Below are 14,522 nucleotides of genomic sequence, written 5' to 3'. Positions count from 1 at the left end.
TCCTGTCCGGGTTATTCCTGTCTCATTCCAGAATGGTTCAGTGGCTTACGGGTGTAAACCCATAGCGCGTTAAGATCGCACTTCCCTCTGGGGATTCTATGAACTCTACGAACGCTGCGGCCCGGTCCTGAACCGGAGAGTCCTGTACAATCCCAAGCGGATAGGAGGCGATTACATTGTACTGGTCCGGTATCGGGATCGTTGTAATCAGTAACCGATCCCCTTCACTTACATCGGACGCATATGCAATTCCTGCATCTGCCTCACCGAGACGGATATGGGCAACGAGTGCTGTGACGGCGGGATCTTCCGAGACCACGTTGTTCATAACGGCATCGCGGTATGCCGGCCCGTAAGCGGAGTCATTGGCCATTTTCCCGAGTGCCTGCCGGGTGTAATCCCCGAACGGGACTTCCTTTGTCCCCATCACGAGCCGGATACCGGGTTGCGCAAGGTCAGGAAGACCGGTGATGTTGGCCCGGTTTTCTTTCGGAACAATGAGGGCCAGCTTGTTTTTTGCAAAGATCGCAACGGATTCGTTCACCATCAATCCTTCCCCTTGCAGGGCCGACATGTGTTTTGTGTTTGCCGACAGGAACAGATCTGCGGGAGCACCCTGCTCAATCTGCGTACGGAGTGCCTGGGATCCATCGAAGTTCAGGACAATTTTTGTGTCCGGGTGCAGTGCCTCATAGGCTGTGGCAATATCGGTCATGGCCCCCGTGAGAGATGCAGCGGTAAATACCGTCAATTCTTTTTTCTCCACTGCGGGAGCTGTCCCGGAAGAGGTACAGCCTGCCGCAAGGAGCAGGGCAAGGATCGTGATCCCTGCCGCTAATGAGATGAGTGATATTCTTCTGGTCATAGTCATACCTGGATTTTTTTTTGGTTTTCTTGCAGTTACGTACGTTTTACCTTCCACTTTTTGAGAAGGTATCAATAGTCCACGAACATTTGGTGTCGTTACCGGCTACACTGCCATGGCGTATCTCTTTGGCAATGACCTCGAGGATATCAGCCGTTTCATCCTTACCGGAAATCCCCGCTAACGTAATACTCAGGTTTCGGTCCCGGTTCACGTTCAGATTAATCCGTCCCTGTTCTTCCCGGGTCATGAACGGCGGGTCAGGCAATGTAATTCCTTTCGTGGCGGGAAGCAACAGGCCGGTGCGGGATTGAAACGTTACCATGATCTATCAGCACCCGCACGATCCTGCTGAGGTTTTCATCAGCCGCAACCGGACCTCGTTGGGCCCCAGTTTTTCCGAACTCAGGGAAAAACCCCGGCACGCTGCATCCATCTCTATCCATGGAGGCACATGATCGCAGATAATTTCCAGTTCCCTAAATTGTCCCTCGCGGATGAACTGCTGGAGCACCTGCTTGCTGCTGATGGCCGGTGATTTTCCCTGGACTTCCTTGATCGAGATGAAGAAACTGCCCGGTGCACGCTCAGCAGGAGCCGGAATACCCGCAACTCCCGTTACCTGTGCGGCCACCCGCTCTTTCTCTTCATCTTCAAGAACGATTGCCAGGAAATCTGCCGGTTTTCCCGTAATCTCCCAGATACTGAAACCGGCTTTCTCGAGCTCGAAGTACAGGGCGCCGCTTGCCGACCGGGCAACAAAAATCTTACACCCGTTAAGGAACTCAATAAGTTCTGCCATTTTCGCTCGCAGCTCTTTGAGCCCTTTGTCTTTGTCGAGAGCAAACGCCATCTCACGCACCGGTTCAAAGGAGCAGCCCTGTCGTTGGTACACGACAACCGTTCCCGGTTCGGACAGGGTACTGCTGCACCCGTCTTTACCAAGGATTGCGGCAATCTCCGGTCCCCTGCAATCCTGTCGTTTCTGGCACATGATACTAAATCACCAGTCTTTCGACAATGGTGCCCCCTTCAATATGGCTGTCGAGGATCTCTTCAACATCATCGGGCGTAACCGACCCGTACCAGACATTTTCCGGATACACCACGACAACCGGTCCTTTCTCGCAGATACCGAAACAACCGGTATTGGAGAGGAAGACCTCGCCGCCAATATCCCGCTCCTCGATTCCTTCCATGAATTTCATCATGATGTCGACGCTATTCTTCGAATGACAGAAGCCTTTCTGCTGGCCGTTTGGCCGTGAACTTGAACAAACAAAAATATGATGTTTTGGTTTTTGCATTTCAAACACCTTCTCTGATACCCATCTCTTCTTTTCTCAGTTCGCGGTACGATTCGTATTTGGTCTCTAACAGGGCGTTGGTGAACCGGTCGAGAAACACTAAGGTGCCTGTATACCCGGCCGATAACACCCGCTGCCCGCCGGTCCGGTCATGGATGGGAAATCCCACCCGGATGAGGGGAGTGCCCCGGCGCTCGGTTAAGAATTTTCCACCGGAATGGCCAATCGCGATATTTGCCCCTGACATGAATCCTGCATCATCGATTGCAGCAAAGTCGGTCTCCTCCAGGATGACCGGCTGCTCATCCGCATCAGCAAGGAGCGTGGTCAACATCCCAGTGAGCCGGCTGCTTTTTGTCCCACTCGCAATGACAACGGGGATAGCACCATTCTCCACGCAGATACTGGAAAACGCGTACACGTGCTCGGGCTCACCGTACACGATCGGCCGACCGTCCGCATTGTACTTGTGCGAGTCCGCCATGCCATCCAGCAGCCACCCGCGTTCCCGTTCGAGAATATCCGGCAGGGACCGGCCGCTGAGTTTTTCTAAGGTTTCAACCAGGCGGTCCATGTTCTGCAGGCCAATGGGCAGGGGCAGGTTGTGCAGGGGCACGCCGAACTCCTGCTCGAGGAGCAGGCCAGGGGACAGGTTGTCAGGACACGTGAGCCCGAACTGGATCGTGGCTCTTGCCCCGGTCATGCGGGTGATATCCTGCGTTCGTGTGCCACCCGGTGGGATCTTCTGGTACCGGCCCCCATAGGGTCGGTCGAGCGTCATTGAGTAATCCGGGAGCATCGTATATGAGAGCCCGAACAGGTCAAGGACGCGTTTAATCTCCCGGATATCTGCCGGGCTGATATGGGGGATGATTACGTTGATCCCATTGTGCCGTTCAACAGGTTTTGCATAGTACGCCACCAGCTGCCGGGTTGCTGCCCAGAATCCTTCTGTCTGGGTGCCGCTGTAACTCGGGGTCGCTACCGGAATGATGTCGACTGCGGTGATGCCACGGTTCTGCCGGTAGGTTGCGACGATCCGTTCGAGATCCTCACCCATCGTTTCGGTAAGACAGGTGGTCATAATGCCGATGACTTTTGGCCCGTACACCCGGATGACATTGTCGAGCGCCTTGTGCAGGTTTGCTTCCCCGCCATAGATGGTCTGTTTTTCATTGAGAGCCGAGGAGGCAATATCCACGGGTTCATTGTAATGCTCAACATTGGTTAAGCGCATGTAGGTGCTGCAACCCTGCGAACCGTGTATGAGCACCATCGCGTTCTCGATGCCTTTGAAGACAACGACACCGCCGAGTGGCATACACTGCTGGCACTGGTTTTCGTTGACCTGTTTTACTTTGGGTGTGGCTGCGATTTCCATGCTCATACCCTCCTGCCGGTTGCTTTTAACTGGCTCCAGACCGGCGAACACGTAGTCACAAAGACCTCGCGGGCAAACCTGACCGCCCCGTCAAAGCCGGCGAGCCCATCTTTCCGGTCATGGTTGTGGTCAACAAACCCGATGCCCAGTTTGTAGGCAAGGGCACGTTCCTTGACGCCACCGGCCATCACATCGACATTCTTTTCGAGCAGGAATTTTTCCAGTTCTGCCGGATTTGCATCGTCAATGATAATCGTTCCGGGATCGAGCAGGGTGCTCAGGTTATCGTACTCCTCTTTTTTCCCGGTCTGGGTACCGGTAAGTACGATCTCTACTCCCAGTTCACGGAGCTGGCGAATAATCGCGACGGCCTTGAAAGCCCCGCCTACGTAAATCGCAGCCCGTTTGCCGGTCAGTTTTTTCCGGTATTTCTCAAGGATCGGCCGAATACGCAGCTGCTCGCGTTCGATGAGCACTTCGGTGCGACGTATCATCTCTGCATCCCCGTAGAACTGAGCAATCTTCCGCAGGCTTTCTGCCGTGTTATCGGCACCAAAGAAGTTTACATCCATATAGGGGGTGCCAAACTCCTGTTCGAGGTTCATCGCCACCCAGTGCATGGAACCGGTGCACTGCACCAGGTTCAGGCAGGCACCCGGCGCCTGTTTGAGGGCGGCAACGGTTGAATCCCCGGTGAACGCGACATTGATCTCAATGCCAATCTCTTGTAGGTAGCGCTCAACTACCCATTTTTCTCCGCCGAGATTGTACTCGCCAAGGTAATTGAGTTTCTTTGTTTTTTCTACCGTCACTCCCTCTTTGGGCTTGATCAGCTGCATCAGGGCAACGGCTGCTGCCCGGTACCCGACAACTTTGTTGCCGGAGAGAAAACCGCTGGACTCAACCGGGATAATATCGATTGCATGCAGGTTGGAAGCTGCTTTGCAGACCGCGATGATGTCGTCGCCAATCATACCTGAAACGCAGGTCGAATACACGAACATTGCCGGCGGGTGGTACTTGTTTACGACCTCGTCAATGCAGGTTGCAAGTTTCTTCTCCCCGCCAAAGACCACGTCCCGCTCTTTCATGTCGGTGGAAAAACTGTTCCGGTACATCTCGGAACCGCTTGAGAGGCTCCCCCGGATGTCCCACGTATAGGTGGCACAGCCGATGGGGCCGTGGATGAGATGAGCTGCATCGGTGACCGGGTTTAAGACCACCCGGGCCCCGCAGAACACGCAGGCCCGCTGGCTGACGGAGCCGGCAAGGCTGTCGTCAGCGCAGTGGATGCTGCTTTTGCTTTTCCCCGTGGTCATAATGGAGTTCTGGCGTTCGCTGATACATGCCGCCCCTTCGGCGGTAACTGAGCTGGTATCCATGTTCCATCACCTATCCGGGCATTACCCGTTATAACACAAGTTCAAAGTCTTCATCAAGGCTGTCGCGGTCCCGGCGGTCAAGGAGCGCGTTGCTGATCTGCTCGATCAGGCGCAGGCATCCACGGTAGCCGACAACCGGCATAAGCGGGTGCACGGCCCGGTCGAGAATCGGGAAACCGAAGCGGACGAACGGAATGTCCTCAGTTCTTGCGATATACTTGCCGTAGGTAGTGCCGATCAGCAGATCGACTTTCTCTTCCCGTATCCACTGCTGGAGTTCAAAGAGATCGCCTTCCACTTTTACCCTGCTTCCCGTGATCCCGGCCTCTTCCAACATCTTATTAATCTCGATGGCGAACGCCTTGCCGGGCGTTCCGGTCAGGACATATTTCGGAACCATTCCCATGGTCAGAATGAATTCGGTCATGGCAATGACATGGTCAGGGTCACCAAAGATTGCAACGGTTTTTCCCTGGTAGTGGATGTTTGTGTCAATGAGGGTGTCAACTACCTGCCCACGTTCAAGCGCGAGAGAGGCAGGAACCTCAACGCCAAACCAGTCTTTGATAGCCATGATGAACGCATCCGTGGCTTTCAGGCCAATGGGGAGTTTTAAGGGGACACCAGTGACCCCGCATTTTTCCTGCAGGAGCCCGGCGGCATCATTTGAGGCGAACGCACCCAGCGCAAGCGTGAGCGAGGAGTTGCCGGCATCGCGGATCTCGGCGACTGTTGCACCGCCATCGGGATACATCTGGTATTTTTTCGTGAGCGGGGCATCAAGGACACCTGACGTATCGGGGAACATAATCATTTTCACGCCGAGTTCGGTCACGATACGGCGGATCTCCCGCATGTCGCCCGGGTTCACAAATCCCGGGAGAACGTTCACCTGATCTTTCTGGGGCGTCCCGTCAGACTCGCTGAGGTACGCAACCATCGCCTTGCACATACCGGCAAAACCGGTGATATGCGATCCCTGGTAACTGGGAGTGTTGATGTGGATGACCGTCTTTCCTTCGGGTATCTCTGCCTGTTTGAGAATGCTGGGGATATCGTCACCAATTGTCTCGGAGAGGCAGGTTGTGTGAATTGCCATGACCTCGGGATTGTAGATGGCAAAGACGTTCTTGATGGAAGTCTTGAGGTTTGCCGCACCGCCAAAGACCGAAGCTCCTTCAGTAAAGGAACTCGATGAGGCAAGCGCCGGTTCCCGGAAGTGCCGGGTCAGGTGCATGCGGTGGTAGGCACAGCAGCCCTGCGAGCCGTGGCTGTGGGGCAGGCAGCTGTGGATGCCGAGCGCAGCATACATAGCGCCGAGAGGCTGGCAGGTTTTGGCCGGGTTAATCTTCCCGGTCGTATGTTCTATCGGAGTCTCCGGGATACATTCAAGCATTGTTCTCACTTCCTGTTTTCTCTGTTTTTTCCCACGGGGGAATGATCAGGTTCCAGGCCGGTGTCATCAACGCGTCTGTTACATCACGCGCAAAGTTCACTGCACCGGTATAACCGGCATACGGTCCGCTGTAGTCGTACGAGTGGAGCTGTTTTGAGGCGATACCCAGTTTATGGGCGATATACTTGTCCCGGACACCGGAGAAGACCAGGTCGGGTTTATAGAGTGCAACGAGTTCTTCTATCTCGTGATGGTTGCAGTCGTCAATGAGGAGCTCCCCGCTTTTCATGTTCGGGAACATCCCTTCGTAATAACTGAGCGGGATCTCTTTTTTGAGCGCATCATATTGTTCTTTCGAGATACTGAGGTGCTCATGCGCTTGACGGTACAGGTTTGCATCGGGCGACAGGTGAAGTTCGGGGATATTCTTGGAATCGGAATCCGTCTTGATCGTGGGTATCACCTGACGGCCTTCATAGTCATCGCGGTGGGCAAATTCGTATCCCGCAACGACAACTTCCATGCCAATATCCCTGAGCAGGTACTGGTAGTGGTGGCTTCGTGAACCGCCGACAAAGGCAAACGCAGTCTTACCCGTACACATTTTCCGGTATTGTTCAAGCGCTGCCATCACCCGGGTAGTCTCCCGTTCGATGACCATTTCGGTTTTTTGTACCAGTTCCGGATCACCAAAGCATTTCGCCATCTGTCGCAGCGACTGGTTCGTTGACTCGATACCGATGAAATTTACCTTGAGCCAGGGGGTGCCGTACTTGGTCTCCATCATTTCGGCAATGTAGTTGATCGAACGGTGGCACTGGACGATGTTGAGATCGGCAAGGTGCAGGTTTTTGATGTTAAGGTAACTCGCATCACCGGTGAGGATACTGTTGACCGTATACCCGATCTCTTCGAGAATGCGCTCCAGTTCCCACCCATCACCGCCGATGTTATACTCACCAAGGATGTTGATGACGTGTTTGCCGGGTTTTCTTTCCGTACCTGTCCCGACAATTTTGTCCATGATGATGTTGTTGGCAATATGGTGACCTGCCGACTGGCTGACTCCTTTGTAGCCTTCGCAGTTGTAGGCGAGCACCTGGATTCCGTGGCGTTCCTGTGCGGCTTTTGCTACCGCACCGATATCGTCACCGATCAGGCCAACCGGGCAGGTTGCGCAGATGTTGATCGCCCGCGGGTGGAATGCGGCCACAACCTCATCGATCATCTTTGCAAGTTTCTTCTCCCCGCCAAAGACGATATCCGGCTCCTGCATATCGGTGATGAAGCAGAGCTGCGAATAGATCTTGTCTTTGGGTGTCGTCTCATCCGCCCGTGCTTTGTTGCGGCGCGTTCCCCAACTGTAGTACCCGCAGCCGACCGGGCCGTGGGTGATGGTGATCATATCCTTGATGGGTGCAACCACCACACCTTTGCACCCGGCATACGCACAGCCGCGCTGCGAGATGATACCGGGGATTGTTCGCGTATTCGCTTCAATCTGCGGACAGCATTCGACCGCCTCGTTTTTTAAAACGAGATGCTTTTTCCGGTTTTTCTTTACCAGATCCGGGTAGGGCGCGAGCATCTCCTCTATCGTTCCTTCTGTTTCTGCCATTTTTATGCCTCCCTGTTACCAGATAGCTGCTTCGCCTGCTTCACCGGTGCGCACGCGGACTGCGTCGGCTACCGGCAGGACAAAGATGGTCCCGTCCCCAATCCCATATTCCGTGCGGTTCGCGTTTGTGACCGCTTCGATAATACGGGGAACGTCATCATCATGTGCCAGGATCGTGAACAGGCGTCGCGGGAAGAACCGCGAGCCGTCCAGGAAACTGGTGACAAGCTTCTCGGTGTCACCCGACTCACTGAACTCGTCCATACCCATCGACATGAGTTTTTCCCGGCATTCTTCAATTTTTTCCGGATCGGTCACAAGCCTGCCCCGACCGAGCACTTTTACCGCAGTAAAACCGGCCACGCCAGCTGCGATGAGAGCTTTTTTCGTGGCTCCGGTCTTTTTCATCCGGACAATCGCCATAATTTCTTTCATCGTGCTCCTCCTCACAGACCCGGGGTGCCTTTTGAGATGGTATAGACTTCTTCAACGGGACTGACAAAGATCTTGCCGTCGCCAAATGTTCCTTCCGTTCCGGTCTTTGCAATTGATAAGATCATCTTGATGACCATGTCCTTGGCCTCATCCGGGATGACCATTAAGATGAGAGTCTTTGGGATCTCATCATAGACCATTCCGCCAATCTTGATTCCTTTCTGCTTTCCCCGGCCAACCACATCGACCATGGTGGCTGCATTGAATCCCGCAGTGGACAGTTCAGCAAGCACTTCATCTTTCTTTTCGGGTCGAACAATTGCTCGTATCAGTAACATGTATTTCACATCCGCCTTTTTTTATCTCGTTCGTATTGGTTTACCGCTCTTCACATTGCGTCCAGGAACCCGTGCTGCATCATGAGCTCTTCAAGGCGTTCCTGTGTCATCGGTTTGGGGATAACAAACAGCTTGTTTTCATCAATGGCTTTAGCCAGATTGCGGTACTCATTTGCCTGACCCGAAGTCGGGTCATAGTCGATTACCGTCTTTTTGTTGATTTCGGCCCGCTGCACAAGGTTGTCCCTAGGGACAAAGTAGATGAGCTGCGATCCAAGTTCTTTGGCAAATGCTTCGAGCAGGGGACGTTCGTTGTCGACATTACGGCTGTTACAGATAATACCGCCGAGTCTCACTTTTCCGTTGTCGGCATACTTCTTGATCCCTTTTGCAATATTGTTGGCTGCATACAGCGCCATCAGTTCGCCGGACGCTACAATGTAGATCTCTTCTGCCTTTCCTTCACGGATCGGCATTGCGAATCCTCCGCAGACTACGTCACCAAGCACATCGTAGAAGACGTAGTCGAGTTCATCCGTATACGCTCCAAGAGATTCGAGGAGGTTGATTGACGTGATGATTCCCCGGCCTGCGCAACCGACTCCTGGTTCCGGGCCACCGGACTCGACACATTTCGTGCCTTTGTATCCCGGTTTGAGTACGGCTTCAAGCTCGATGTCGTCTCCCTCGTCCCGAAGCGTATCTAAGACTGTCTTCTGGTGCATCCCATGCAGGAGGAGCCGTGTTGAGTCCGCTTTCGGGTCGCACCCGACCACCATGATCTTCTTTCCCGCTTCTGCCAGTGCTGCAACCGTGTTCTGGGTTGTGGTCGATTTGCCGATACCGCCTTTTCCGTAAATTGCTACCTGTCGTTTCATTGTTATTAGCCTCCTTTTTTCGCCTTGTGTTATTACTCAGTTTTTTTTAATTGTTCCCGCTCGTTCAATTCCTGATTTTTATTGCATCAGTTGCATGAGCAGAGGAAACCCCCGGATCTATCGTCATCGCTTGTTGCGCTTTTGACGATGTCCATGATACCGTTGTCCTTCATGAGTAGACCCTTACATTTACAGGACCAGCCATACCCAAATCCCGGTTCGGGATCAACAGAATCAACGTGCGTAATTTCAAACACCGTTGCCTTGATCTTTCCGCCCAGGGATAAGCAGGTGGATTTCTCCTTTCGGTCAAAATTTTTCGACTTGATACGCATTCGTTGCGTAGCAGGTGCAGTTGTCAGCTTCCGTGGAGATTGTGAAGATCTGATTTTACCCGGACTATGGATTGTGACCTGTTGCATGGTACCTCCTTTTAGTATTACACAGAAATGTTAACTCTGCATACATATATATGTGCTAGTAGGAATATTCCTTCCATCTAACCCAATGATAAATAATGAAGGATTGCGGTTTGCATTAACGACAAGGTGGAAATTTCTGCTCTACCTATTGCTTAAGTGATTTCTACAGGAGATTAGAGCGCAGAAAAACAGTAGGGAATTTTTAAAAAATCCATGATTCGAAGACCGAGGCAGTCAGACTAAAAAACCTGATGATTTTAACCCCAACCTTTTGCTTTAATCCGGTGGCACACATTTGAACACCACCACGGTCCCATGATTTGGAGTACCCCGACACGGCATTAAGCTCCTCGTATTCCGGGTCAAACATTTTTTACCAAATTCACGGAAAAAGTGCCTCATATTCACATTCCTGTCGGGTTTCCGGGGCACGAATGGAGTAATATAAGTGGTGAAAAAAACCGCGGTTTAAAGGCCATTAGCATCAATCCGGTGAGGTCGTTTCCGCTCGTATTTTGACAATCGGGGCAATATGCGAGGGAATTCTCAAAGTAGCCTGAAACGGGCTGTTTTACGGGCTTTTCCGGATCATGTTTCAGGAAACTGAGCCCTTACAGGACTTATTTACATCAGGACCCGGATGCCCCGATTATCGGGTACAAGTGAGAAATCGAAAAATGAGACCTAAAAAAAATACCGGGAATAAATCCCGGAGCAGACGTAAAAAAAATTATGTGAGCTCAGTCAAGCAACTGGCCCATAGCTTCGTCATACCGTGCAGACATGACATAGTCAATGCCGGAAACATCTGCGGCTTCGGGCGTGAGTGCCATCAGGTCATCACGGGACATTGTTGAGAGCCGGAAGTTCCTGCTGCCGGCCATGATCTGCTGGAGACCGGTCCTGAACTTCTGGGCATAGGTGTAGATACCGACTGCACCCATGGGGATCTCAGACATGCGTGGACCGAATTTCTCCTTGAGATCTTCGTAGCAGACAAAGATCTCTTCGATATTGTTGCCATATTTGGAGACAGACTTAGGCAGATCGCCTTCTTTTACCCACTTGTCGATGTTCTTACCGACAAATCCGGGGATCATGAGACCACGGCCCATGCAGACCGCCTTGAAATACGGGCTGCCCATGGCAAGTGCCTTGAATGCACCGGGCTCATCGGAGAAACCGCCGGCCATTGCAAGATCCGGTACACGGAAGCCTTTCTTCTCGAGCTTGCAGGCAAATTCATAGGCAAGGGACTGCAGGTAGAACGATGGGATACCCCATTCATTCATCATCGGCCAGGGGCTCATGCCGGTTCCGCCGGGAGCTCCATCGATGGTGAGCAGGTCAATCTTTGCCTCGGAACTGTACCGGAGGGCCATTGCCAGTTCAACCATGGAGTACGCACCGGTCTTTAAGGTAACGCGCTTGAACCCGATGTCACGGAGGCGGTCAACCTCTTCTAAGAATCCTTCCTTGGTAACAAAACCAAGCCGGGAGTGGCGCTCGAATTCCTTGATGGCCCCTGCCTTGAATGCGGCCTGGTTCTCTTTGAGGGTCGGGTCGGGCAGAACAATATAGCCCCGCTTCTTGAGCTCGATTGCACGCTCAAGAGACTTGACCTTGATCTCGCCACCGATACACTTGGCACCCTGTCCCCACTTGAGTTCTATGGTGTCCAGGTTGTGTTTGCTGGCGACATACTCCGCGGTTCCAAGCCGGGTGTCTTCAACATTCATCTGGACAAGGATCTCTCCAAAGCCGTCGTGGAATTTCTTGTACACATTGATACGGCGGTCCATCTCAGGGGACTCGATAACTTTACCCTTGTTATCGAGTTTTAAACCAGGATCAATACCGCAGACATTCTCACCACAGACCAGCGTGATACCGGCGATTGCTGCACCGATTGCAAAGTGTTCCCAGTTTACCCGGGCAATTTCAGTGGATCCAAGTGCGCCAGTGAAGATTGGCAGGCGCATCTTGACTTTTTTGTCCCAGCCATACTCGGTCTCGGTATTCACATCCGAAAAGATCGCAGTATCCGGACCGGCTTCAACGCCATCAGGAAGGCCGTTTGCACCGACTGCATATCCCTGGATATTCAGATGGGAGTAATCGATCGGGTAATTCTTGTCGGCACCTGCGGTGATCTCACCGAACGGACCGGGATAGAGTACTTCCCTGCCCCTGAACGATGATAACCAGATCTCACAGCTGCCTTTACATCCATCAATGCACCGGGTACAGATACCTGAGCACGGAGCAACACTCCGTGACCGGTTCACGGTCCCGTTTGCTTCATTTGCATTTGGCTGTCGAAGATTCATTAAAAACACTCCATTATCATAACGGACTGTCCCTTGTTAAACACGAAAGGGAATGTTTGAGCGAAGATCTCAAACTAAGTTTTAGTTAAAATCTGTTCGCTAATAAGCGCTTGCTTTCCACCCCTTAATAACGATTACGCTTTTAGATCGCGATGGCAATACAGTTCCACCCCATTTTTACATAAAATGGGATCTAAAAATGCAAAATTTGCAAAAAATTATTAAAAATTGGAAAATCAAAATTTGGAAAAATTTAGATCCTGATCAGATCATAAGCGCGGTTGCCCAGACCAATCTCTTCTGCGTATTGGATCTGCCGGAACCCATCGGTCTGGGCATGGACACCTTTGAATTTGTCTTCACCTGCGTGATGATGAGCCGTAAGGAGGGTATCAGTAAAACCCTGCTGCTGGTTGACCAGGTCAAAACTTGCGGCATCAATAGCAACCGGGTCAAGCGAGGCGAGGATGCCGATGTCCGGGACAATCGGGGCATCGCTGAACGGGAAACAGTCACAGTCAGGAGTGATGCGGATTAAGAAATTCATGTACCCGATCTTCTTCTCTTTTCCTTTCGTGGCGCCATACGCATATTCAACCATCCGTTCCATAAATTCCGGAATCTCGGTCTCCCAGTCGATATCGATCGCATGTTCCGGGCAGGCATGCATACACTCAAAACAACCAATGCAGAGTTCCTGATCGATCACCGATTTGGCGTCTTCAATGCGGATCGCTGACTTCGGGCAGACCTCCGTGCATGAGCCGCACCCGGTACAATTTTCAGCGAGCGTGAACGGGCGGGCATTGTGCTGGGCACGTTTTCCTTCCGGGGGAGCACACCCCATGGCAAGATTCTTGATTGCACCGCCAAACCCGGATACAATATGTCCCTTGAAATGACTCAGGACAACCATGCTGTCAGCCGCAGCAATATCACCGGCGATCGAAACCGTGCTGAAATGTTTTTTGCCGATCTCAACCCGGGCAACATTTTTGCCTGAAAGCCCGTCTGCGATAATGACGGGAGCTCCGCAAACTGCAAAATCAAACCCGTGCAGGATCGCAGTCGTGATATGCTCCACCGCGTTTGAACGACTCCCGAGATAGAGAGTATTAGTATCGGTAAGGAAGGGCAATGCCCCGCACTCTTTTACCTTTTCCACAACCTGCCGGATATAGACCGGGCTGATGAACCCGTCATTACCCATCTCACCGAAATGAAGTTTGAGTGCTGTCTTGTCATGAGGAGCAATGAGTTCAGGAAATCCCGCACGCTCAAAGAGCCGCCGCACCTTGGCTGTTGTACATTCCTGATCGGAATGTGCCCTGAGGCTCGCAAAATAGACCGGACTTTTCATGATTTTTTCCACCGGGTGGAGGTTAAAACCTGAAAAGAGAATAATCCATCGGTGACAGCCAGAAAAACAGCATCAATATTCCATCGTTTATTCCGGGGAGTGCTGCGATGGGAAGAATCGTGTGGACGCTAATATTGCCGGACGCATCAGAGCGGGGCCAAAGAATTCTGTGAAAAAAAGGGGGGATTTATCCCCGCTTGCCAAGTTCGTGATCAAGGTAGAAGAGGTGGCCGGGCACATCGCCAACGCACTTGATCTGTTCAAGGATTGCAAGCGAATGCTCCTCTTCTTCGACCTGTTCTTTCACAAACCACTGGAGCATCTCAAAGGTTGCGTGATCCTTTTCCTTAATAGCAAGATCCACCAGTGCATGGATCATGCCGGTTACCTTCTGCTCATGGGCATAGACCTCTTCAAAGACCTGGCCGGCAGACGCCCATTTTGCCTTCGGTGCTTCAATCGCACCAAGAGTGACCTTTCCACTCCGTGCCATAAGATAATCTAAAATTTTGTCCCCGTGAGACTGCTCTTCTTTTGCCTGGATTCGCATCCATTTTGCAAAACCCTTCAGGTTGGCGGATTCGAAGTAGGCTGACATTGCAAGATACAGGTATGCGGAGTAATACTCCCGGTTTACCTGTTTGTTTAATGCATCTTCCATAGTCTTTGATATCATACAGAAACCTCCGTTCAATCGATGTTCTTGGTTTCTATCGGCATAATGGTTTTGCAAGGGACAAAAAAAACCTGACCGTGGCAGCAGTTTTATTTTAGGAGATACGTTCTCGGGGATGAGAGAGAAAAGAAATA

At 52.1% G+C, this 14,522-nt stretch carries 15 protein-coding genes; all 15 read right to left on the bottom strand.

All coding sequences use genetic code 11. The features are described from left to right. Positions 1–37: 37 nt before the first annotated feature. Complete coding sequence (gene modA / locus CVV30_02640) at positions 38–865, bottom strand: molybdate ABC transporter substrate-binding protein (protein PKL70277.1); 828 nt, start codon at positions 863–865, stop codon at positions 38–40. A 46-nt stretch (positions 866–911) separates the two neighbouring features. Beyond that, positions 912–1,190, bottom strand: coding sequence for a hypothetical protein (locus CVV30_02635; protein PKL70276.1), 279 nt, complete (start codon positions 1,188–1,190; stop codon positions 912–914). A 6-nt stretch (positions 1,191–1,196) separates the two neighbouring features. Next, complete coding sequence (locus CVV30_02630; protein ID PKL70275.1) at positions 1,197–1,859, bottom strand: nitrogenase; 663 nt, start codon at positions 1,857–1,859, stop codon at positions 1,197–1,199. A 4-nt stretch (positions 1,860–1,863) separates the two neighbouring features. After that, a complete protein-coding gene (locus CVV30_02625; GenBank protein ID PKL70274.1) occupies positions 1,864–2,172 on the bottom strand; it encodes a 2Fe-2S ferredoxin in 309 nt (102 codons plus the stop codon). A gap of 1 nt (position 2,173) precedes the next feature. Continuing rightward, on the bottom strand, positions 2,174–3,559 hold the full coding sequence (locus CVV30_02620) for a nitrogenase (GenBank protein ID PKL70273.1): 1,386 nt from the start codon (positions 3,557–3,559) through the stop codon (positions 2,174–2,176). Next, the gene (gene nifE / locus CVV30_02615; GenBank protein PKL70272.1) at positions 3,556–4,935 is read right to left on the bottom strand and encodes a nitrogenase iron-molybdenum cofactor biosynthesis protein NifE; all 1,380 of its coding nucleotides are present in this window, start codon (positions 4,933–4,935) and stop codon (positions 3,556–3,558) included. Before nifE ends, CVV30_02620 begins: the two co-directional genes overlap by 4 nt. Before the next feature lie 28 nt (positions 4,936–4,963). Next, positions 4,964–6,331 carry a nitrogenase molybdenum-iron protein subunit beta gene (locus tag CVV30_02610; protein PKL70271.1) on the bottom strand — a complete coding sequence of 456 codons (1,368 nt, stop codon included), beginning with the start codon at positions 6,329–6,331 and terminating at the stop codon, positions 4,964–4,966. Next, positions 6,324–7,949: a nitrogenase molybdenum-iron protein alpha chain gene (nifD, locus tag CVV30_02605; GenBank protein PKL70270.1), complete on the bottom strand. Its 1,626-nt coding sequence runs from the start codon at positions 7,947–7,949 to the stop codon at positions 6,324–6,326. Before nifD ends, CVV30_02610 begins: the two co-directional genes overlap by 8 nt. Positions 7,950–7,964: 15 nt before the next feature. Next, entirely contained in the window at positions 7,965–8,384 is a 420-nt protein-coding gene (locus CVV30_02600) for a P-II family nitrogen regulator (protein PKL70269.1), read from the bottom strand. An 11-nt stretch (positions 8,385–8,395) separates the two neighbouring features. Next, positions 8,396–8,722 carry a P-II family nitrogen regulator gene (locus tag CVV30_02595; protein ID PKL70268.1) on the bottom strand — a complete coding sequence of 109 codons (327 nt, stop codon included), beginning with the start codon at positions 8,720–8,722 and terminating at the stop codon, positions 8,396–8,398. Positions 8,723–8,772: 50 nt separating this feature from the next. Next, positions 8,773–9,600, bottom strand: a complete 828-nt coding sequence (gene nifH, locus CVV30_02590; GenBank protein ID PKL70267.1) for a nitrogenase iron protein — start codon at positions 9,598–9,600, stop codon at positions 8,773–8,775. Between the two features lie 86 nt (positions 9,601–9,686). Further along, complete coding sequence (locus CVV30_02585) at positions 9,687–9,935, bottom strand: hypothetical protein (GenBank protein PKL70266.1); 249 nt, start codon at positions 9,933–9,935, stop codon at positions 9,687–9,689. An 827-nt stretch (positions 9,936–10,762) separates the two neighbouring features. Continuing rightward, a complete protein-coding gene (locus CVV30_02580; GenBank protein ID PKL70265.1) occupies positions 10,763–12,352 on the bottom strand; it encodes an FMN-binding glutamate synthase family protein in 1,590 nt (529 codons plus the stop codon). Positions 12,353–12,605: 253 nt separating this feature from the next. Then, on the bottom strand, positions 12,606–13,712 hold the full coding sequence (locus CVV30_02575) for a 4Fe-4S ferredoxin (protein PKL70264.1): 1,107 nt from the start codon (positions 13,710–13,712) through the stop codon (positions 12,606–12,608). A gap of 187 nt (positions 13,713–13,899) precedes the next feature. Continuing rightward, the gene (locus CVV30_02570; GenBank protein ID PKL70263.1) at positions 13,900–14,388 is read right to left on the bottom strand and encodes a ferritin; all 489 of its coding nucleotides are present in this window, start codon (positions 14,386–14,388) and stop codon (positions 13,900–13,902) included. Positions 14,389–14,522: the final 134 nt, after the last annotated feature.

The sequence above is a fragment of the Methanomicrobiales archaeon HGW-Methanomicrobiales-1 genome, assembly GCA_002839675.1.
Taxonomy (GTDB): Archaea; Halobacteriota; Methanomicrobia; order Methanomicrobiales; family Methanospirillaceae; genus Methanoregula.
Note: the sequence above shows the minus strand (reverse complement) of the source record. Positions and strands in the feature narration are given on the sequence as shown.

Excerpts from the sequence above, each read along its gene's own strand:
- CVV30_02620 (PKL70273.1), bottom strand. The coding sequence starts at position 3,559 with ATGAGCATGGAAATCGCAGCCACACCCAAAGTAAAACAGGTCAACGAA.
- CVV30_02600 (PKL70269.1), bottom strand. The coding sequence starts at position 8,384 with ATGAAAGAAATTATGGCGATTGTCCGGATGAAAAAGACCGGAGCCACG.
- CVV30_02625 (PKL70274.1), bottom strand. The coding sequence starts at position 2,172 with ATGCAAAAACCAAAACATCATATTTTTGTTTGTTCAAGTTCACGGCCA.
- nifE (PKL70272.1), bottom strand. The coding sequence starts at position 4,935 with ATGGATACCAGCTCAGTTACCGCCGAAGGGGCGGCATGTATCAGCGAA.
- CVV30_02575 (PKL70264.1), bottom strand. The coding sequence starts at position 13,712 with ATGAAAAGTCCGGTCTATTTTGCGAGCCTCAGGGCACATTCCGATCAG.
- CVV30_02570 (PKL70263.1), bottom strand. The coding sequence starts at position 14,388 with ATGATATCAAAGACTATGGAAGATGCATTAAACAAACAGGTAAACCGG.
- modA (PKL70277.1), bottom strand. The coding sequence starts at position 865 with ATGACCAGAAGAATATCACTCATCTCATTAGCGGCAGGGATCACGATC.
- CVV30_02580 (PKL70265.1), bottom strand. The coding sequence starts at position 12,352 with ATGAATCTTCGACAGCCAAATGCAAATGAAGCAAACGGGACCGTGAAC.
- CVV30_02595 (PKL70268.1), bottom strand. The coding sequence starts at position 8,722 with ATGTTACTGATACGAGCAATTGTTCGACCCGAAAAGAAAGATGAAGTG.
- CVV30_02630 (PKL70275.1), bottom strand. The coding sequence starts at position 1,859 with ATGTGCCAGAAACGACAGGATTGCAGGGGACCGGAGATTGCCGCAATC.
- nifD (PKL70270.1), bottom strand. The coding sequence starts at position 7,949 with ATGGCAGAAACAGAAGGAACGATAGAGGAGATGCTCGCGCCCTACCCG.
- nifH (PKL70267.1), bottom strand. The coding sequence starts at position 9,600 with ATGAAACGACAGGTAGCAATTTACGGAAAAGGCGGTATCGGCAAATCG.
- CVV30_02635 (PKL70276.1), bottom strand. The coding sequence starts at position 1,190 with ATGGTAACGTTTCAATCCCGCACCGGCCTGTTGCTTCCCGCCACGAAA.
- CVV30_02585 (PKL70266.1), bottom strand. The coding sequence starts at position 9,935 with ATGCGTATCAAGTCGAAAAATTTTGACCGAAAGGAGAAATCCACCTGC.
- CVV30_02610 (PKL70271.1), bottom strand. The coding sequence starts at position 6,331 with ATGCTTGAATGTATCCCGGAGACTCCGATAGAACATACGACCGGGAAG.